Origin of the sequence: Streptomyces sp. NBC_01276 (assembly GCF_041435355.1) — a bacterium.
In the GTDB taxonomy this organism is placed as follows: Bacteria; Actinomycetota; Actinomycetes; order Streptomycetales; family Streptomycetaceae; genus Streptomyces.
This window is the reverse complement of the sequence record NZ_CP108442.1, coordinates 4718522-4737655: the sequence shown is the minus strand read 5'-3', so window position 1 is coordinate 4737655 and position 19134 is coordinate 4718522. Positions and strand designations below refer to the sequence as shown.

15 protein-coding genes and 1 rRNA gene are annotated in these 19134 nt (G+C 72.6%); 8 read left to right on the top strand and 8 right to left on the bottom strand.

Going from position 1 to position 19134, the window contains the following annotated elements; translation table 11 throughout:
* Positions 1 to 197: 197 nt before the first annotated feature.
* The gene (gene secA / locus OG295_RS21220; protein WP_371678302.1) at positions 198 to 3002 is read right to left on the bottom strand and encodes a preprotein translocase subunit SecA; all 2805 of its coding nucleotides are present in this window, start codon (positions 3000 to 3002) and stop codon (positions 198 to 200) included.
* A gap of 227 nt (positions 3003 to 3229) precedes the next feature.
* Here secA and OG295_RS21215 point away from each other — a divergent pair, with 227 nt between their 5' ends.
* Both OG295_RS21215 and OG295_RS21210 read left to right on the top strand, forming a co-directional pair.
* Complete coding sequence (locus OG295_RS21215; RefSeq protein WP_371678301.1) at positions 3230 to 3814, top strand: GNAT family N-acetyltransferase; 585 nt, start codon at positions 3230 to 3232, stop codon at positions 3812 to 3814.
* A 34-nt stretch (positions 3815 to 3848) separates the two neighbouring features.
* Entirely contained in the window at positions 3849 to 5036 is a 1188-nt protein-coding gene (locus OG295_RS21210; protein ID WP_371678300.1) for a winged helix-turn-helix domain-containing protein, read from the top strand.
* 21 nt (positions 5037 to 5057) lie between these two features.
* Here the strand turns inward: OG295_RS21210 and OG295_RS21205 are convergent, their stop codons facing one another.
* From OG295_RS21205 to mtrA, 6 genes are all read right to left on the bottom strand, one after another.
* The gene (locus OG295_RS21205) at positions 5058 to 5807 is read right to left on the bottom strand and encodes a response regulator transcription factor (RefSeq protein WP_266839364.1); all 750 of its coding nucleotides are present in this window, start codon (positions 5805 to 5807) and stop codon (positions 5058 to 5060) included.
* A gap of 228 nt (positions 5808 to 6035) precedes the next feature.
* Complete coding sequence (gene hpf, locus OG295_RS21200; protein WP_371678299.1) at positions 6036 to 6731, bottom strand: ribosome hibernation-promoting factor, HPF/YfiA family; 696 nt, start codon at positions 6729 to 6731, stop codon at positions 6036 to 6038.
* Positions 6732 to 7095: 364 nt separating this feature from the next.
* Positions 7096 to 7878 carry a ComF family protein gene (locus OG295_RS21195; protein ID WP_371678298.1) on the bottom strand — a complete coding sequence of 261 codons (783 nt, stop codon included), beginning with the start codon at positions 7876 to 7878 and terminating at the stop codon, positions 7096 to 7098.
* 101 nt (positions 7879 to 7979) lie between these two features.
* Positions 7980 to 9872, bottom strand: coding sequence for an LpqB family beta-propeller domain-containing protein (locus tag OG295_RS21190; protein ID WP_371678296.1), 1893 nt, complete (start codon positions 9870 to 9872; stop codon positions 7980 to 7982).
* Positions 9859 to 11823: an MtrAB system histidine kinase MtrB gene (gene mtrB, locus OG295_RS21185; protein WP_371678295.1), complete on the bottom strand. Its 1965-nt coding sequence runs from the start codon at positions 11821 to 11823 to the stop codon at positions 9859 to 9861. The genes OG295_RS21190 and mtrB overlap by 14 nt, the downstream gene beginning before the upstream one ends.
* Before the next feature lies 1 nt (position 11824).
* A complete protein-coding gene (gene mtrA / locus OG295_RS21180) occupies positions 11825 to 12514 on the bottom strand; it encodes a two-component system response regulator MtrA (RefSeq protein WP_356224172.1) in 690 nt (229 codons plus the stop codon).
* A 234-nt stretch (positions 12515 to 12748) separates the two neighbouring features.
* Here mtrA and OG295_RS21175 point away from each other — a divergent pair, with 234 nt between their 5' ends.
* The 6 genes from OG295_RS21175 (at position 12749) to OG295_RS21150 (ending at position 18918) form a co-directional block, all read left to right on the top strand.
* Positions 12749 to 13978 (top strand): hypothetical protein, encoded by a 1230-nt coding sequence (locus tag OG295_RS21175; protein ID WP_371678294.1) that lies wholly within the window; start codon positions 12749 to 12751, stop codon positions 13976 to 13978.
* Positions 13979 to 13991: 13 nt separating this feature from the next.
* Positions 13992 to 14666, top strand: coding sequence for a DUF4129 domain-containing protein (locus OG295_RS21170; RefSeq protein WP_371681256.1), 675 nt, complete (start codon positions 13992 to 13994; stop codon positions 14664 to 14666).
* Entirely contained in the window at positions 14663 to 15976 is a 1314-nt protein-coding gene (locus tag OG295_RS21165; RefSeq protein ID WP_371678293.1) for a DUF4350 domain-containing protein, read from the top strand. Before OG295_RS21170 ends, OG295_RS21165 begins: the two co-directional genes overlap by 4 nt.
* Positions 15973 to 16935 carry an AAA family ATPase gene (locus OG295_RS21160; protein WP_371678292.1) on the top strand — a complete coding sequence of 321 codons (963 nt, stop codon included), beginning with the start codon at positions 15973 to 15975 and terminating at the stop codon, positions 16933 to 16935. The genes OG295_RS21165 and OG295_RS21160 overlap by 4 nt, the downstream gene beginning before the upstream one ends.
* Positions 16935 to 18245, top strand: a complete 1311-nt coding sequence (locus OG295_RS21155) for a DUF58 domain-containing protein (RefSeq protein WP_371678291.1) — start codon at positions 16935 to 16937, stop codon at positions 18243 to 18245. The genes OG295_RS21160 and OG295_RS21155 overlap by 1 nt, the downstream gene beginning before the upstream one ends.
* 76 nt (positions 18246 to 18321) lie before the next feature.
* Positions 18322 to 18918: a Uma2 family endonuclease gene (locus OG295_RS21150; protein WP_371678289.1), complete on the top strand. Its 597-nt coding sequence runs from the start codon at positions 18322 to 18324 to the stop codon at positions 18916 to 18918.
* Between the two features lie 92 nt (positions 18919 to 19010).
* On the opposite strand, the gene rrf is transcribed toward OG295_RS21150, so the two are convergent.
* A 5S ribosomal RNA gene (gene rrf / locus OG295_RS21145) occupies positions 19011 to 19127 on the bottom strand.
* Positions 19128 to 19134: the final 7 nt, after the last annotated feature.

The following is a 19134-nucleotide window of genomic DNA, read 5'->3' as shown; positions in this document are numbered from 1 at the left end:
GCCTCACCCGGGGCCCCGGAACCCCTCCGGACGGACGCCCGCACCCACCCCCCGTACCCCCCGATGGGCGACTCCCCCTCACCCACCCGGCCGTACCTCCGGCAACGGCGCCGCACCCGCCACGCGACGCGGCCGGGGCCGGACACCCACAGGTGTCCGGCCCCGGCCGGTGGTGTTGCCACGAACCCCGAGCGGGGTTACTTCTTGCGCCGACGCCCGCCGGAGGCCTTCTGCGCCTTGCGCCGCTCCGCCCGCGTCATCCCGTCCCCGCCGTCACCGGCGGAGCCGTCCGCGTCGAACTCGCCCTCGACGACCCCGCCCTCGCCGTCCACCGACGGCGCGGAGAAGTGCAGCCGGTCCGGACGCTGCGGGGCGTCCAGCCCCTTGGCCCGGATCTCGGGACGTGCGGCCCCGACCGGCTCCTTCGTCATGGACGGCGCCGCGGCCTGCACCGGAACCTCCTCGACCTGCTGCTCGACCTGGACCTCCAGGTTGAACAGGTAGCCGACGGACTCCTCCTTGATGCCCTCCATCATGGCGTTGAACATGTCGAAGCCCTCGCGCTGGTACTCGACCAGCGGGTCCTTCTGGGCCATCGCCCGCAGGCCGATGCCCTCCTGGAGGTAGTCCATCTCGTACAGGTGCTCACGCCACTTGCGGTCCAGCACCGACAGCACCACGCGCCGCTCCAGCTCACGCATGACGTCGGAGCCGAGCGCCTTCTCGCGCGCCGCGTACTGCTCGTGGATGTCGTCCTTGACGGACTCGGCGATGAACTCGGCGGTGATGCCCGCGCGGTCGCCGGCGGCCTCCTCCAGCTCCTCCACCGTCACCTTGATCGGGTAGAGCTGCCGGAAGGCGCCCCACAGCCGGTCCAGGTCCCACTCCTCGGCGAAGCCCTCGACCGTCTCGGCCGCGATGTACGCGTCGATCGTGTCGTCCATGAAGAAGACGACCTGCTCGTGCAGGTCCTCGCCCTCCAGGACGCGGCGGCGCTCGCCGTAGATGACCTCGCGCTGGCTGTTGAGGACCTCGTCGTACTTCAGGACGTTCTTGCGGGTCTCGAAGTTCTGCGTCTCGACCTGCGACTGTGCCGAGGCGATGGCCCGCGTGACCATCTTGTTCTCGATCGGCACGTCGTCCGGCACGTTCGCCATCGCCATGACCCGCTCGACCATCTGCGCCTTGAACAGGCGCATCAGGTCGTCGCCCAGCGACAGGTAGAAGCGGGACTCGCCCGGGTCGCCCTGACGGCCGGAGCGGCCGCGCAGCTGGTTGTCGATACGGCGCGACTCGTGCCGCTCGGTGCCCAGCACGTACAGCCCGCCGAGCTCCTTGACCTCTTCGAACTCGGCCTTCACGGCCGCCTCTGCCCGCTTGAGCGCCTCGGGCAGGGCGTGCGCCCACTCCTCGATGTGCTCCTCCGGGTCGAGGCCGCGCTGGCGCAGCTCCGCCTCGGCGAGGTCGTCCGGGTTGCCGCCGAGCTTGATGTCGGTACCGCGGCCGGCCATGTTCGTGGCGACCGTGACCGCGCCGCGGCGGCCGGCCTGGGCGACGATCGACGCCTCGCGCTCGTGCTGCTTGGCGTTCAGCACCTCGTGCGGGATGCCCCGCTTCGACAGCTGCTGGGAGAGGTACTCGGACTTCTCGACCGACGTCGTGCCGACGAGGATCGGCTGGCCCTTCTCGTGCTTCTCCGCGATGTCGTCGACGACCGCCGCGAACTTGGCGACCTCGGTGCGGTAGATCAGGTCGGGCTGGTCCTTGCGCTGCATCGACCGGTTCGTCGGGATCGGCACGACGCCCAGCTTGTAGATCTGGTGGAACTCGGCGGCCTCGGTCATGGCCGTACCGGTCATGCCCGACAGCTTCGAGTACAGGCGGAAGAAGTTCTGCAGGGTGATCGTGGCGAGGGTCTGGTTCTCGTCCTTGATGTCCACCCCTTCCTTCGCCTCGATCGCCTGGTGCATGCCCTCGTTGTAGCGGCGGCCGGCGAGGATGCGGCCGGTGTGCTCGTCGACGATCATGACTTCGCCGTCGATGACGACGTAGTCCTTGTCGATCTTGAAGAGTTCCTTGGCCTTGATCGCGTTGTTGAGGTACCCGACGAGGGGGGTGTTCACCGACTCGTACAGGTTCTCGATGCCGAGCCAGTCCTCGACCTTCGCGACACCGGCCTCGTGGATGCCGACGGTGCGCTTCTTCTCGTCGACCTCGTAGTCGCCGGTCTCCTCGATGCCCTTGAGCGGCTGCCCGGCCTCGCCCTTGGTCAGCCGGGTGACCAGCTTGGCGAAGTCCGCGTACCACTTGGTGGCCTGGTCGGCCGGACCGGAGATGATCAGCGGGGTACGGGCCTCGTCGACGAGGATCGAGTCGACCTCGTCGACCACGGCGAAGTTGTGGCCGCGCTGCACCAGCTCGTCCTGCGACCACGCCATGTTGTCGCGCAGGTAGTCGAAGCCGAACTCGTTGTTCGTGCCGTACGTGATGTCGCTGCTGTACTGCTCCCGGCGCTGGGCCGGGGACATGTTCGCCAGGATGCAGCCGATCGACAGGCCCAGGAACTTGTGGACCCGGCCCATCATCTCGGAGTCGCGCTCGGCGAGGTAGTCGTTCACCGTGATCAGGTGGACGCCCTTGCCGGACAGCGCGTTCAGGTACGCCGGCAGCGTGCCGACGAGGGTCTTGCCCTCACCGGTCTTCATCTCGGCGACGTAGCCGAGGTGCAGCGCGGCGCCACCCATGATCTGGACGTCGTAGTGCCGCTGGCCGAGCACTCGCTTCGCGGCCTCGCGAACGGTCGCGAAGGCCTCGGGCAGCAGGTCGTCCAGGCTCTCGCCGTCCTGGTAGCGCTGCTTGTACTCGTCCGTGAGCGCACGCAACTCGGCGTCGGAGAGGTTGACGAAGTCCTCTTCGATGGAGTTGACCTGGTCCGCGATGCGGTGCAGTTTGCGCAGGATCTTGCCTTCGCCTGCACGCATGAGCTTGTTGAAGACGGACACCGAGGTTTGTCTCCTTGCCGGTCGGGCCTGGGCACTGTTCGTAACCGGGCACGGCAGGTGGGCCCCACCGCAACGGCCATCGTAAGCGAGGACGTGGTCGCGCCGGGAGGTCCGCCGTGTCCGCAGGGCACGGGTGCCCGGAATGAGAACGTGTGGACCGGGCCGAAGGTGCCGGGCCGGACGAAAACTGCTCGCCCGCCGTCCCCCCGGACGGCCACAATCCGTCCATGGAACCCACGACGCTGCGCACGACCCGCCTGGACCTGCGGCCCTTCGCCCCGTCGGACGAGGACGAGGTGTACGCCGCCGCCCAGGACCCGGACATCCAACGCTGGACCATGGTCCCCTCCCCCTACGAACGCGCGCACGCGAAGACCTTCGTGAACGAGCTGGTACCCACCGGCTGGCGCGAGGAGACGGGCTTCCCCTTCGCGGTCCGCCTCGGCGCCGGCGGCCCGCTGGTCGCGGCCGTCGGCGTCTACGTGCACACGGCGTTCGGGGAGAAGTCGTACGAGGTCGGCTACTGGGCGACCCGGGAGCACCGCGGCAACGGCTACATGGCCGAGGCCCTGGACGGCGTCGCCCGCTGGGCCTTCACCGAGCTCGGCGCCGTACGGCTGGAATGGCGCGCCGAGGTCGGCAACGAGGGCTCCCGGGCCGTCGCCGAGAAGGCCGGCTTCCGCTTCGAGGGCACCCTGCGGGCCGCCCTGCTGCGCAACGGCACCGCCCGCGACTGCTGGATCGGCGCCGTGCTCCCCTCCGACCTCGGCCTGACCCCCGCGCTGCCGCACCTCCCCGACCGGCAGCCCTGACCCGTTGTCGGTGGGGCCGCCTAGGCTGCCCACCATGACCAGCAGCCCCGCCGGCGCGCCGCAGCCGTCCGTGTCCCTGTCCGCCGACGAGGCCCGCCGCATCGCCCTGCGCGCGCAGGGCTTCCTCGGCGCGCCCGACCGCCGGGGAGGGGTCCGCGGAGTGCTGCGCCACCTGGGCGCCGTACAGCTGGACACGATCTCGGTGCTGGCCCGCTCGCACGAGCTGATCCCGTACGCGCGCCTCGGCGCGGTCGGCCGGGACACCGTGGAGAAGGCCTACTGGAGCGACAACCACGCCTTCGAGTACTGGTCGCACGCGGCGTGCATCCTGCCGATCGAGGAGTGGCCGCACTTCGCGTTCCGCCGCCGGGTCAAGCGGGCGCACGGCTACCGCTGGCACAGGATGAAGGACCGGGAGGGTTCCTGCGCCCTGGTCCTGGACCGGCTGAAGGCGGACGGCCCGCTCACCTCCACCGAGCTGGGCGGCGCGAAGAACGGCGGCCCCTGGTGGGACTGGTCCGAAACCAAGATCGCGGTGGAGTGGCTGCTCGACACCGGTGACGTGGTCTGCTCGGAGCGGCGCGGCTGGAAGCGGGTCTACGACCTCGCCGAGCGGGTCGTCCCGGACGCCCTGCTCCACGACGACCTGGACGACCACGAGTGCCTGCGCCGGCTCGTGGCCCTGGCCGGGCGGTCCCTGGGCGTCGGCACCCGCGCCGACATCGCCGACTACCACCGCCTCAAGGGCGAGCAGTTCGACGCGGTGGTGGCGGATTCCGGGCTGGTCCCGGTGGCGGTGGAGGGCTGGGCCAAGCCCGCCTGGGCCGATCCGGCCGCCCTGGCCGCGGCCCCCGCGGGCCGCCACCGCACCACCCTGCTGTCCCCGTTCGACTCGCTCGTGTGGGACCGCCCCCGCACCGAGCGGATCTTCGGCTTCACGCACAAGCTGGAGGCCTACGTCCCCAAACCGCAGCGGATCCACGGCTACTTCGCGATGCCGCTGCTGGCCGGGGGCCGGCTCCGGGGCCGGGTGGACCCGGGCCGCGAGGGCGCCACGCTGGTGGCCCGCCAGCTCTCGCTGACGACCCCGAAGGCGGCGCCCGCGATGGCCCGCGCCCTGCGGGAGGCTGCGGAGTGGGTCGGCTGCGACGCGGTCCGCGTCGAACGCGCCTCCTCGCCCGCGGAGGCCGCAGCGGTCACGGCGGAGCTGGACGCGCTCTAGGGCCGGAACCCCGGCCCGCGGCTAGCGGATCTCCAGGATCTTCTCGCGCATCGCGTAGACGACCGCTTCCATCCGCGAGTGCAGCTGCAGCTTCTCCAGGATGTTGCGCACGTGGTTCTTGACGGTGTTCTCGGAGATGAACAGCTGCTTGGCGATGTCCCGGTTGTTCATCCCCGTGGCCACCAGCTTCAGCACCTCCAGCTCGCGGTCCGTCAGCCGCGGCGCGGGCACCAGTCTGCGCTCGTCGGTGCGCTGGATCATCGACTTGAACTCGGTCAGCAGCTTCGACGCCATCGAGGGGCTGATCTGCGACTGCCCGTCCGCCACGGCGCGGATCGCCGTGGCGACCTCGTCCGTGGAGATCTCCTTCAGCAGGTAGCCCGTCGCGCCGGCCTTGATCGCGTCGTAGAGGTCCGCCTCCTCGTCGCTGATCGTCAGCATGATGATCTTCGCGGAGGGGGCCACCTCCTTGATCGAGGTGCACGCCTCGATCCCGCCCCTGCGCGGCATCCGCACGTCCATCAGCACGATGTCCGGCAGCAGGTCGGCGGCCTTGTCCACCGCCTCCGCCCCGTCCCCGGCCTCGCCGACGACCTGGATGTCCTCCTCCTGCGCGAGGACGATCTCCAGGCCGCGCCGGAAGAGGGCGTGGTCGTCGACCACGAGCACCCGGATGGGCTCCCCGGCCGGATCCGCCGCCGGGTCCGCCGGGTCCGCCGCACGACAGCCCGCGCCGTCGTCACCGCGTACCGGCCCGAAGGTGTCCGCCATCGTTCCTCCCCCTGCATGTGCTCAGCCGCTGGGCCAATCCGGCGGGAGCGGCCGCCGGTTGACTGCCCGCCATGATTCCATGCCCGGATGACCGGAAGGGGGTCCACGGGAGCCCGTCTGGCTCATACACGCCACTACCGGCCACCAGCCGATGACTACCGGCCACCGCACTCACACAGGTGCCCCTGCGGATCGCCGGGGCGTTCCGCAGGGGCAACGGATGAATGATCAGCCGCCCAGCGCGCCGCCCGCGCCCGCAGCCGGTTCGTCCGAGCTGGAGGCCCCGTCGGCGTTCAGGTGGACGACGCCGTAGTCGTAGGCGTGACGGCGGTAGACGACGCTGGGCATCTTGGTCTCGGAGTCGACGAACAGATAGAAGTCGTGTCCGACCAGTTCCATTTCGAACAGGGCCTGGTCGAGCGACATGGGGCCGGCCGAGTGGGTCTTCTCGCGGACGATGAGCGGGCCTTCGCCCTGCACTTCCAGGGAACCGATCCGGGTGGTCGGGATCCCGTCCGCCTTCTCCTCACCGACCGGCTCGCCGTTGCCGTTGAGCGTGGCGACGCCCGGCACCGTGTCGACGACCTCGGCCGCCGAAAGCCGTCCGTTGCCACGGCGGGTGAACCGCTTGTCGTGCTGCTTGCGCAGCCGGGCCTCCAGCTTGTCCTGGGCGAGGTCGAGCGCCGCGTACGGGTCGGCGGCGGCGGCCTCGGCCCGGATCACCGGGCCCCGCGAACGCAGGGTGATCTCCACGCGGTCGGAACGGTCGGCCTGGCGCGGGTTGTGCTCCTTGGACACCTCGACGTCCAAGCTGATCACCTTGGCGTCGAGCTTCTGGATCCGCTCCGGATTCAGCTTCTCGGCCACGTGCTTGCGGAACCGCTCGGGCACCTCGGTCTTGCGGCCCTTGACGACGATGTCCACGCAGAACTCCGTTCCCGGAGAGCCCCGCCGACAGTGGCGAAGCGCTCCCTTTCGCACCAGGCCCCGGTGAACACCGGAGCCTCGGACTTGGCGACTTTCACCTCCTCCTCCCCCATCGGCAAGATCCACATCCCACCGACTCGGGAGTAGAGAGAAACCCCCTGAACAGGCACTGACACAAGGTTGGCAATAAAACGGGCGGACTGGTGCTCCGGTACCCGGTGCCCAAGGATCGCCAGTTCCTCACAACCGAACATATCCCTCAAAGCCGGTTGTCGGCACCCGCTACCGGAACGTACCTCCGTTCAGGTGGCCGTTCCCTCTTACTACCTGCAACGATGCGCATTCCCCGGCAGTTCCAAATCTATTCACAAGATTTTTGCTCTGTACGAGTTGCCGACCGGATCCGCACGAAGGAGTCCGCCGGCGCCGCGACCACGGCCGCCTCCGTCACTCCCAGACCCGCCGCCCGCAGCGCCCGCGCGGCCTCGGCGAGCGTGGCCCCGGTGGTGATCACGTCGTCGACCAGGACGATCCGCGCCCCGGCCGTCACCCGGGCCCCGCCGCGGCACACCTCCAGGGCCCCCGCCAGGTTCTCCAGCCGCTCCCGCGCCCCCAGGCCCGCCTGGTCCGCGACCCGTCGGCGCAGCCGCAGTACGGGCGCCACGCGGGCGGCCGCACCCGCCCGGCGCAACCGCCCCGACGCGGCCAGGGCGATCCGCCGCGCCGGATCGTGCCCGCGCGCCCGCACGGCCCGCCGCGCCGAGGGCACCGGCACCAGCACCAGCTCTCCCGCCCCGGACCCGCCCGCCGGGTCCCGGGACCCGTCCGGGGACCCGCCAAGCGGCCCGCGGCCCCGGAGCACCGCCGCCGCCAGGGCCGCGCCCAGGGGGCCCGCCAGGGGCAGCGCCCCGCGTTCCTTGTGGGCCAGCAGGACTGCCCGTACGGCCCCCTCGTACCGCGCCCCCGCGTGCACACCGGGCAGCCCGATCGGGCCCGCCCGCCGCGCCGCGGGACGCACCGGCCCCGCGCCGGCCCCGCTCAGCGCGTCCCGGCAGCGCGGGCACAGCACGGCCCGTGCCGCCCCGCAGCCCGCGCAGTCACCCGGCAGCACCAGCCCGGCCAGCTCCTGCCACCACCCCCGCATGCCTCCACCCCCGCATGCCACCACCCTGCCCGGCGCCCACCGACCGCGCGACCCCTGTGGACAACCGCCCGGCGTGGCCGCGGACCGGCCGGCCCCGGGGCTCAGCCCGGGTAGACCGGGGCCTTTCCGCCCGCCGCCACCGTGCGCCACTGCGCCCCCGGCGGCAGCCACACGATCCCGTCCTCGCCGGAGAAGGCCACCACCGGCTTCGAGTCGTCGTCGGCCGCCGCGATCGCGGTCAGCCCGGTGGCCCCGGGCAGGCCCGCGGCCACCATCGAGCCGTCGGCCAGCATGTAACGGGCCTGGTCGACCCCGCCGCTCTCACGGCCCACCACCAGCAGCCGGCCCCGCGGCGCCCAGCTCATCGCCGTGACCTCCGCCATCTGCGGGGCCGCGGGCCGCAGCTCCCGCACCGACAGCGGCGAGGTGTCCCCCTTGCCCTCGGGCCGCTCGATCCGTCCGATGTACAGGTTCTTGCGCCCGCCCTCCTTCTCGACGAGCAGCGCGATGCGCACCCCGTCCGAGGAGGCCTTCAGCGCGCTGATCCGCCCGCCGTCCAGCCCGGCGACGTCCACCTTCTGCGGGGTCCCGGTCCCGCCCGGGATCCGGTACAGGCCCTGGGTCTGCGGGTCGAGGTCCGCGATCCACAGGTCGCCCTGGGCGTCCCAGCTGGGCGGGGTCAGCTTGCCGGTCTTGCTGGTCAGCAGCGGCTGCGGCATCTGCCCGGCCGTCGTCAGCGTCACGACGTACAGCCCGTGCCCGTCGTCGGAGACGACCGCGGCCCGCTTCTCGTCGTACGCGATCGCCGCCGACCCCACCTTGAACGCGGCGGCCGTCGCCAGCGGCCCCGGCGCCACCTCCGGCTTGTCCTGCTGCTGCTCGTCGGCGTTGGCGTTGAGGACCATCCGGACCAGCTTGGAGTCCTTGTCCACGTAGTACTGGTGCTCCGGCGGCGCCGGCCGGCCGGCGATGGACGCGGCGGCCACGCCCGTCACCCAGCACAGCGAGGACTTGCCGTCGGAGCGCAGCAGTTCGACCCGGTCGAGCCGGGAGGCCGTCAGGTCCCGCACCGTGTACAGGAGTTGAGTGGCCATCTTCTGGCACTGCGGCTGCCCGACGTTGCTGCCCTTCTCGTTGAGCGGCACGCGCAGGGTGTTCTGGCCGTCGTAGGAAAGGGACTTGGTGCCTTCGCGCAGCGCCGTACCGCTGGGGAAGGCGGTGGAGACGACCGGGCCGAGCCACTTCGAGGGCCCGTCCAGCAGCGACTGCACGGTCTGCGTGGTCGGGTCCATCCGGGAGTCGGGATCACTGCGCTGGCGCACGTACACCGGATCGGCGACGAGCCTGCCGCCCGCGAAGTAGTACTTGTTCACCGGCTTGTAGATGCGCTGGAAGTCGGACTCGCTGAGCACCAGGCTGCTGGGCGGCGTCGAGATCCGCCACTGCTTGTTGACCTGGACCAGCTGCAGGAACTCCTCGTAGCGCTTGCCGCCGGTCTCCGGCTGGTACGCGCTGCGCTCGTCGACGGTCGCCAGCTTCTTGCCGGTGACCTTCCAGCGGGGCGAATCGGGGTCCTTCTCGCCCTCGACGCGCACCCGGTCGAGGCCGGCCGAGAGCACGGTGACGGCCGAGCCCGGCCGCCAGTCCTTCGCGGCGTCCTCGGTGAGGTACTTGCGGGCGGTGGCCAGCTGGGGGTCGTCGCTGGTCATGGCCTCCAGGAAGCCGTCGACGATGTCGGCGGGACTGGCCTTGTCGGCCGGCGGCGCGCCGAAGACCCGTACCTGGGAGTCGACGCCCTGCGAGGCATCCACCCGGCGGATCTCGCCGTGGTCGGGCATGGAGGCGCAGCCCGCCAGCAGCAGCCCGAAGGTACCGAGGACGGCGGCGGCCCGCACGCCCGCGGAACCCGCGCGCCGCACGCCCCGCACCCGGTCCCCGGGCTCGGCGCGCCCCGCACCCCGTACGTACGCCGACGCGCGCTCAGCGTCCTCCACCGGATCCATCCTCCTGTGCTGCTCCATGGTCGGCGGGCCGGGACACGACCCGGGCGCCGTTGCCGGGCAGCGCCGTCGGGTCGGCGGGCACCGGCTGGGCGGTGGTGACGGCCGGCCGCGGCGGGATCGGCGAACGGCCGTCCCGCTCGCCGGCCGCGCCGGTACGGGCGCCCGGCCCGCCGGACCCGTTGCCGCGCCCCGCGGCTTCGGCCACGGCCCGCGCCCGGTTGCCCCGGGAGTCCTCGGGCTCCAACGGGATCGGCGAACCGCGCAGCGGTTCGTCGGCGGTGCGCGGCAGGGTGAGGCGGAACTGCGAGCCGCCGCCGGGCTCGCCCCAGGCCTGGAGCCAGCCGCCGTGCAGCCGGGCGTCCTCGACGGCGATGGACAGGCCAAGGCCCGTACCGCCGGTCGTGCGCGCCCGCGCCGGGTCGGCGCGCCAGAACCGGTTGAAGACACGGGTGGCCTCGCCGGGCTTGAGCCCGACGCCGTAGTCGCGGACGGCCACCGCCACGGCCCCGCCCGCCGAGGCGAGCCGGACGATCACGTCACGGCCCTCGCCGTGCTCGACGGCGTTGACGACCAGGTTGCGCAGCACCCGCTCCACCCGCCGCGCGTCGGCCTCGGCTATCACCGGCTGGGTGTCGCCGAGGACCCGGATCCGGGTCCCCTTGTGCTCGGCCAGCGGCTCGGCGCCGTCGATGACCCGGCGCACGACGTCCCGCAGGTCGATGGGCTCCGCCTCCAGCGCGGCCGCTCCCGCGTCGAACCGGCTGATCTCCAGCAGGTCGGCGAGGAGGGACTCGAAGCGGTCGAGCTGCCCCGCGAGGAGCTCCGCGGACCGGGCGGTGACCGGGTCGAAGTCGGCGCGGGCGTCGTGGATCACGTCGGCGGCCATCCGGACCGTCGTCAGCGGGGTGCGCAGCTCGTGGGAGACGTCGGAGACGAAGCGGCGCTGCAGCCGGGACAGGTCCTCCAGCTGCTGGATCTTGTTCTGGAGGTTCTGGGCCATCTTGTTGAAGGCTTCGCCCAGACGGGCGATGTCGTCCTCGCCGGTGACCTTCATCCGCTCCTGGAGCCGCCCGGCCGAGAGCCGCTCGGCGATCCCGGCGGCCATCCGGACGGGGGTCACGACCTGGCGTACGACGAGCCAGGCGATGGCGCCGAGCAGCACGACCACGAACACGCCGGCGGTGGCGATGGTGACCTTGACCAGGTTGAGGGATTCCTCCTCCTGGGTGAGCGGGAACAGGTAGTACAGGTCGTACGGGTCCCCGTTGATGTCGGTCAGCCGCTTGCCGACGACCAGGGCCGGCTCCGGCGCCTTGTCCCCGCTGCCCGCGGTGTACCGGATCTGCCAGAAGGTCTTGAAGGTGCCGGTGCCGTGGTTGACGGACCTGCGCAGCGCCGACGGGACGCTCGCGGTCGGGTCCACGTTGCCGGAGGCGCGGGCACCCTTGACGCCCTGCGCGCCGGCCGCCTGCTCACCGGTGCCCGCACCGAGCGCGACCACCTCGAAGGCGGTCTGACCGCCACTGGCGAGCTGCTTGACCAGCGCGTTCATCCAGGTGCTGGCGTCCTGTCCGACCTTGTTGTCGGTGGTGTCGGCCCCGTCGGCCACGGACGGCGTGTTGGCCTTCTCCTGCGCGACCGCGAAGCCGCCCGCGGCCTGGCTCTGCGCGGCCTCCTCCTTGGCGTCCAGGAGACCCTTGCTGACCTGCGCGATGACCACGAAGCCCAGCGCCAGGACCACGGCGAGCGACATCAGCAGCGTCGCCGCGACGACCCTCAGCTGGATGTTGCGGCGCCACAGGCGGACAGCCGGAAGCAGCGGCCGGCGGACGAGACGTCCGAACAACCGCAACAGGGGGCCGCCGGGCGCTCCCTCCTGGAGCAGCCGGCCGCCCCTCAGGACTCCCCGTCGGGGGCCGCCCCGGGGCGTGCCGGGCTGCACGTCAGCTCGGTCCGGCCTTGTAGCCCACACCGCGGACCGTCACGACGATCTCGGGGCGCTCCGGATCCTTCTCGACCTTGGAGCGCAGCCGCTGTACGTGCACGTTGACCAGGCGGGTGTCCGCCGCGTGCCGGTAGCCCCAGACCTGCTCCAGCAGCACCTCGCGGGTGAACACCTGCCAGGGCTTGCGCGCGAGGGCGACCAGCAGGTCGAACTCCAGCGGGGTCAGGGCGATCGAGGTGCCGTCGCGCTTGACCGAGTGCCCGGCAACGTCGATGACCAGGTCACCGATGACCAGCTGCTCGGGCGCGGGCTCCTCCGACCGGCGCAGGCGCGCCCGGATACGGGCGACCAGCTCCTTCGGCTTGAACGGCTTGACGATGTAGTCGTCGGCCCCGGACTCCAGGCCCACCACCACGTCCACCGTGTCGCTCTTCGCCGTGAGCATGACGATCGGCACACCCGATTCGGCGCGGATCAGCCTGCAGACCTCTATGCCGTCCCGTCCGGGCAGCATGAGGTCGAGCAGCACCAGATCCGGCTTCGCCTCCCGGAAGGCAGCCAGCGCCTTGTCGCCGTCCGCTACGAACGACGGCTCAAAACCTTCTCCACGCAGCACAATGCCGAGCATCTCGGCCAGCGCGGTGTCGTCGTCGACGACAAGGACTCGTCCCTTCATGCTTGACATCATCCCATTAGCTAATCGTTACCTGGCGGTGAGCTGTCCCACAGCCAAAAGGGCTGGAAATCGCCCCTCGGACCTGCGTGGTGATCAGGACGACCAGTCTGCCCCGGATCCACGCGACAATTGAAGGGCGAGCGGCCCGGGAACCCGGGGGTACGGCCGGTTCGTTCCGTGGTCCCCGTGGCACGATGGCAGCCGACCAGCGCGCCGGCCGCGGCAGGTGCACGTGAAGGAGCGACGATGAACGACTCTCCGGGCTGGGCCACGCCCGGATCCCCGTCCGACGGCCAGGGCCCCGAAGGCGACCGGCCCGCCGCGCCGCCCGCCGCCGACGGCAAGTGGTCCGCCACCCAGCCGCCGCCCGGCCAGTGGTCGAGCCCGGCCGAGGGCGTGACCCCGCCCGCGGCCCCGGCGCCTCAGCAGCAGACCGGGTGGGGATCGTACGACTCCGGACCGCAGCAGCAGCCGGGCACGCCCCACGGCTCCCCGTACGCCCACCCCGGCGGCTGGGGCGGCCCGCCGCCCGCCGCCAAGCCCGGCGTCATCCCGCTGCGCCCCCTGGGCCTCGGCGAGATCCTCGACGGCGCCGTGAGCACCCTGCGCGGCCACTGGCGCCCCGTCCTCTCCGTCAGCCTGGTCGTCGCCGCCCTGACCCAGATCGCGCTGCTCTTCGTCCAGCGCGCCACCATGGGCAGCGCCGTGATCACCACCGACCCGACGCCGAGCGCCGCCGAGACGAGCAAGCTCCTCGGCGACACCGCGCTCCTGTACGGCGCCGAGTACTACCTGGAGATCCTCGGGCTGTTCCTGGTCACCGCCCTGCTCGCGCCCGTCGTCAGCCACGCCGTCCTCGGCCGGCCCTCCACGCTCTCCGCCACCCTGCGGGCCGTCCGCCCGCTGGCCCCGCGCCTGGCCGGCCTCATCGCCCTCCTGCTGCTGGGCGCCCTCGCCGCCGCCGTCCTGCCGGTGCTCCCCGGCATCCTCGCGGGCAGCGCCCCGCTGGCGGTCCTGGGCGTCCCCGTCTCCATGGTGCTCCTGGCCTGGTTCTACGTGACCTTCGTGCTGGCGCCGCCCGCGCTGATGCTGGAACGCGGCTCGGTCACCGACGCCCTCAAGCGCTCCGCCAAGCTGGTCCGCGGCTCGTGGTGGCGGATCTTCGGCATCAGCCTGCTGACCTGGCTGCTCCGGGGGATCACCTCGGCGATCATCGTCATGCCGTTCGCGGCCGTCGCCCTGTTCCTGGCCCCCGGCGGCCTCGGCTCCCTGCTCGACGGCTCCGCCACCACGGGCTGGACCTTCCTGATCATCGCCGCGATCGGATCGGTCGTCGGCGCCACCGTCACCCTGCCGATGCAGACGGGTGTCACCACCCTCCTCTACGTCGACCAGCGCATCCGCCGCGAGGCCCTGGACCTGGAACTCGCCCGGGCCGCCGGCCAGGACGGCGGCGGACCGGTCACCGGAGGCTGACGCCCTGATGAGCATGGGGGGACTCATCGTCACGGGCGCGGCGGCCCTGCTGCCGCGCGCCGAGACACCACCACTGACGACATCGCGCGAGGCTGCCCGCGAGGCGGCCGAACACGAGCTGTCCAAGCCCATGTACCACCAGGACGACCCGGGGCTCCTCCAGCGCGCCCTGGACCGCTTCTGGGAGTGGATAGGCGAGTTCCTCGACCGCGCCTCCGGAGCCACTCCGGGCGGCGGACTCGGCCTCCTCGCCATCGTCCTGCTCGTCGTCCTGGCCGTCGGCGCCCTGTGGTGGCGCCTGGGCACCCCCCGCCGCACCGCCACCGCCGCCGACACCCTCGGCGACGACGGCCCGCGCACCGCCGACGACCACCGCGCGGCCGCCGAGGCCCACGCCGCCGCCGGCCGCTGGACCGAGGCCGTCCAGGAACGCATGCGCGCCCTCGTCCGCTCCCTGGAGGAACGCACCCTCCTCGACCCCCGCCCCGGCCGCACCGCCGACGAGGCCGCCGCCGAAGCCGCTGCGTCCCTCCCCGGCCACGCCGCGGACCTGCGCGCCGCGGCCCGCGCCTTCGACGACGTCACCTACGGCGGCCGCTCCGGCGACCCCGGCACCTACGCCCGCCTGCGCGACCTCGACCTCACCCTGACCCGCACGAAGCCCCTCCTGACGGGCCCCACCCCATGACGCCCACCCCACCCGACCGCACCGACACCACGGCCGCCCCCGCCGGCCCCACCACCGGTCCCGACGCCGGTCCCATCGCGGGCGGTACCACCGGCAGCACCACCGGCGGCACCACAGGCGCCACCTCCACCGCCCTCACCCGCGCCCAGCTCTGGACCCGGGCCCGCGGCTTCCTCCTCGCGGCCGGCATCCTGCTCACCGCCGCCGTCGCCCTCGCCGGCCTCCAGGCGGGCGACCACCACGGCCGGCTCGACCCGCGCTCCGCCGACCCCGACGGCAGCCGTGCCCTCGCCCAGCTCCTCAAGGAACGCGGCGTCACCACCCGGGTGGTCACCAACGCCGCGGAGGCCGCGGCGGCAGCCGGCCCCGGCACCACCCTCCTCGTCGCCGACCCCGACCTGCTCGGCGAGCCCCAGCGCCGCGCCATCCGCTCGGCCATCGACCTCTCCGGCGGCCGCACCGTCCTCGTCGCCCCCGGCAGCACCGCCCTCCCCGAGCTGGCCCCCGCCGCCCGCACCAAGGGCTTCGCCCACCAGCGCGACCTCGACCCGGGCCACCCCGCCTGCGCCCTCCCCGCCGCCACCGCCGGCCGGGCCGGCACCGGCGACGGCCTCCGCTACACCACCGACCTCCCCGGGGCCACCGCCTGCTACCCCAGCGACGGACACCCCACCCTGCTCGTGCTCCCCAGCACCACCAAGGGCGGCGACACCGTCCTCCTCGGCTCCGAGACCTTCCTGCTCAACAAGCGCCTCGCCGACGAGGGCAACGCCTCCCTCGCCCTCCAGCTCCTCGGCTCCCGCCCGGAACTCGTCTGGTACCTGCCCACCCCCGCGGACATGTCCGCCGACCCCGGCACCGGCGCCGAGGACACCTCCCTCCTCGGCCTCGTCCCGGCCGGCTGGACCTGGGCCCTGCTCCAGCTGTTCGCCGCCGCGGCCCTCGCCGCCCTGTGGCGGGCCCGCAGGCTCGGACCCCTCGTCACCGAGAACCTTCCGGTCGCGATCCGCGCCTCCGAGGCCACCGAAGGCCGCGCCCGCCTCTACCGCAGGGCCGACGCCCGCGACCGCGCCGCGACCGTACTGCGCGCCGCCGCCCGCGAACGCCTCGCCCCCCTGGTCGGCGTACCGGCCCCGCAGGCCCACGACCCCGCGACCCTGGTCCCCGCCGTATCGGCCCGCCTCACCGCCGACGGACGCCCGAACGACCCGGCCGCCCTCCTCTTCGGTACCACCCCCGCCGACGACGCGGCACTCGTCGCGCTCGCCGACCACCTCGACGCCCTCGAAAGAGAGGTCCGCACCTCATGACGGCCACCACGGACAGCGCCCGTTCCTCCCTGGAAGCGCTCCGCACCGAGATCGCCAAGGCCGTGGTCGGCCAGGACTCCGCCGTCACCGGTCTCGTCGTCGCACTCCTGTGCCGGGGCCACGTCCTCCTCGAAGGCGTCCCCGGCGTCGCCAAGACCCTCCTGGTCCGCGCCCTCGCCGCCTCCCTCGAACTCGACACCAAGCGCGTCCAGTTCACCCCCGACCTGATGCCGGCCGATGTCACCGGCTCCCTCGTCTACGACGCCCGGACCGCCGAGTTCTCCTTCCAGGACGGCCCGGTCTTCACCAACCTCCTGCTCGCCGACGAGATCAACCGCACACCCCCCAAGACGCAGTCCTCGCTCCTCGAAGCGATGGAGGAACGCCAGGTCACCGTCGACGGCACCCCCCGCAAGCTGCCCGAGCCGTTCCTCGTCGCCGCCACCATGAACCCGGTCGAGTACGAGGGCACCTACCCCCTCCCCGAGGCCCAACTGGACCGCTTCCTCCTCAAGCTGACGGTCCCGCTGCCCTCCCGCGAGGACGAGATCGGCGTCCTGACCCGGCACGCCGCCGGCTTCGACCCGCGCGACCTGCACGGCGCGGGCATCCGCCCCGTCGCCGGCGCCCACGACCTGGAAGCCGCCCGCGAAGCCGTCGCCCGGACCACCGTCTCCCCCGAGATCACCGCCTACGTCGTCGACATCTGCCGCGCCACCCGCGAATCGCCCTCCCTCACCCTCGGCGTCTCCCCGCGCGGCGCGACCGCCCTGCTGGCCACCGCCCGCGCCTGGGCCTGGCTCACCGGCCGCGACTACGTCACCCCCGACGACGTGAAGGCCCTCGCCCTCCCCACCCTGCGCCACCGCGTGCAGCTCCGCCCCGAGGCCGAGATGGAGGGCGTCACCTCCGACAGCGTCATCTCGGCGATCCTCGCCCGCGTCCCGGTACCCCGCTGATGGCCCTCACCGGACGCGCCGCCCTGCTGGCGGCCCTCGGCAGCATCCCCGTCGGACTCCTCGGACCGAGCTGGACGGGCCTCCTCGCGGTCAACGGCTCCCTCGCCCTGGCCTGCGCCGTCGACTACGCCCTGGCGGCCCCCGTACGCACCCTGAAGCCGACCCGCTCGGGCGCCACCTCGGTCCGCCTCGGCGAGCCCGCCGACGTACACCTCACCCTCGCCAACCCGGGCACCCGCACGCTCCGCGCCGACGTCCGCGACGCCTGGCCGCCGAGCAGCTGGCCCTTCGGCACCGAGGCCGCCGCCTCCCGCCACTCCCTGACGCTCCCCGCGGGGGAACGCCGACGTCTGACCACCCGCCTGCGCCCCACCCGGCGCGGCGACCGCCGGGCGGACCGCGTCACGATCCGCTCCTACGGTCCCCTCCGCCTGCTCGCCCGCCAGGGCTCGCACACCGTCCCCTGGACGGTGCGGGTCCTGCCCCCCTTCACCAGCCGCAAGCACCTCCCGTCCCGCCTCGCCCGGCTGCGCGAACTGGACGGCCGCACCAGCGTCCTGACCCGCGGTGAGGGCACCGAGTTCGACAGCCTCCGCGACTACGTCCCCGGTGACGACACCCGCTCCATCGACTGGCGGGCCACCGCCCGCCGGAACACGGTCGCCGTGCGCACCTGGCGCCCGGAACGCGACCGGCACATCCTGATCTGCCTGGACACCGGCCGCACCGCCGCGGGCCGCGTCGGCGACGCCCCCCGCCTGGACTCCTCGATGGACGCGGCCCTGCTGCTGGCCGCCCTGGCCACCCGCGCCGGCGACCGCGTCGACCTGCTGGCCCACGACCGGCGTACGCGCGCCCAGATCCAGGGCCGCCCGGCCGCCGACACCCTCCCGGCCTTCGTGAACGCCATGGCCGGCCTCGAACCGGCACTGGTCGAGACGGATTCCCGGGCACTGGTCTCCACGATCCTGCGCAGCGCCCCGCGCCGCTCCCTGGTGGTCCTGCTGACCGGCCTGGACGCGGCCCCGATCGAGGAGGGCCTGCTCCCGCACCTCCCCCGCCTCACCCAGCGGCACACGGTGATCCTGGCCTCCGTGGCGGACCCCCACATCGCGCAGATGGCCGCCTCCCGCGGCTCCCTGGACGCCGTCTACGAGGCCGCCGCGGCCACCCAGACCCAGTCCCAGCGACTGCGCACGGCCGAGCAGCTCTCCCGCCACGGCGTCCACGTCGTCGACGCGACCCCGGACACCCTGGCTCCGGCCCTGGCCGACACCTACCTCTCCCTCAAGGCCGCCGGCCGCCTCTAGCCTCCCCGGACCGTCGCCCGCAGGCTTCACGGCACGGGGCTGGATACCCTGGTCGGGCACCCACCAGGAGGACACCATGGCCGACCTCACCCCCGAGCAGATGCGCCGCATGCACGAGTTCGCGGAGCAGCTCGCGGAGCTGGCGGAGCACCAGGAAGACCAGTGGAAGGTGCAGACCACCGATGGTCAGATCTTCCTCACGATGATGAGCCCCACGGCTCCCCACGGACTCAACGTGGTGCGGCTGCGCCGCCAGATCGAGGCCCAGACCCCGGAGGTCATGGCCCTCAACGACACGAACATGGGCGATCCCCAGACCGGCCTGACCAAGGTCCCCGATCTCATGGTCATCGCGGAAGAGGACACCGATGACACGGCGAAGGTCGTCAACTCGCGCGATGTCCTGATGGTGGTGGAGGTCGTCTCACGCACGAACTCGCTCACCGACATCCGTGACAAGCTCCACGACTACCCGAGGATGGGCGTCCCGACGTATGTCGTGGTGGACCCCCGCAAGGACAAGAAGACCGTCACCGTGCACAGCGACCCCTCACAAGGACCCGACGGCATCCGCTACCGCAAGACGGTTCCCTACGCCTTCGGGGACACCGTCACCGCCGGCCGTTGGATCCTCGACACGACCGGCCTCAAGAGCTACCCCGCCGACTGGTGAAGAGGGCTGCGCCGGAATGCCCACCCCGGGTAACGGCCCGTAAACGCAGAAAAGCCCCGCACCATAAGGTGCGGGGCTTTCCCACAATGATTGTTCGGCGGCGTCCTACTCTCCCACAGGGTCCCCCCTGCAGTACCATCGGCGCTGAAAGGCTTAGCTTCCGGGTTCGGAATGTAACCGGGCGTTTCCCTAACGCTATGACCACCGAAACACTAT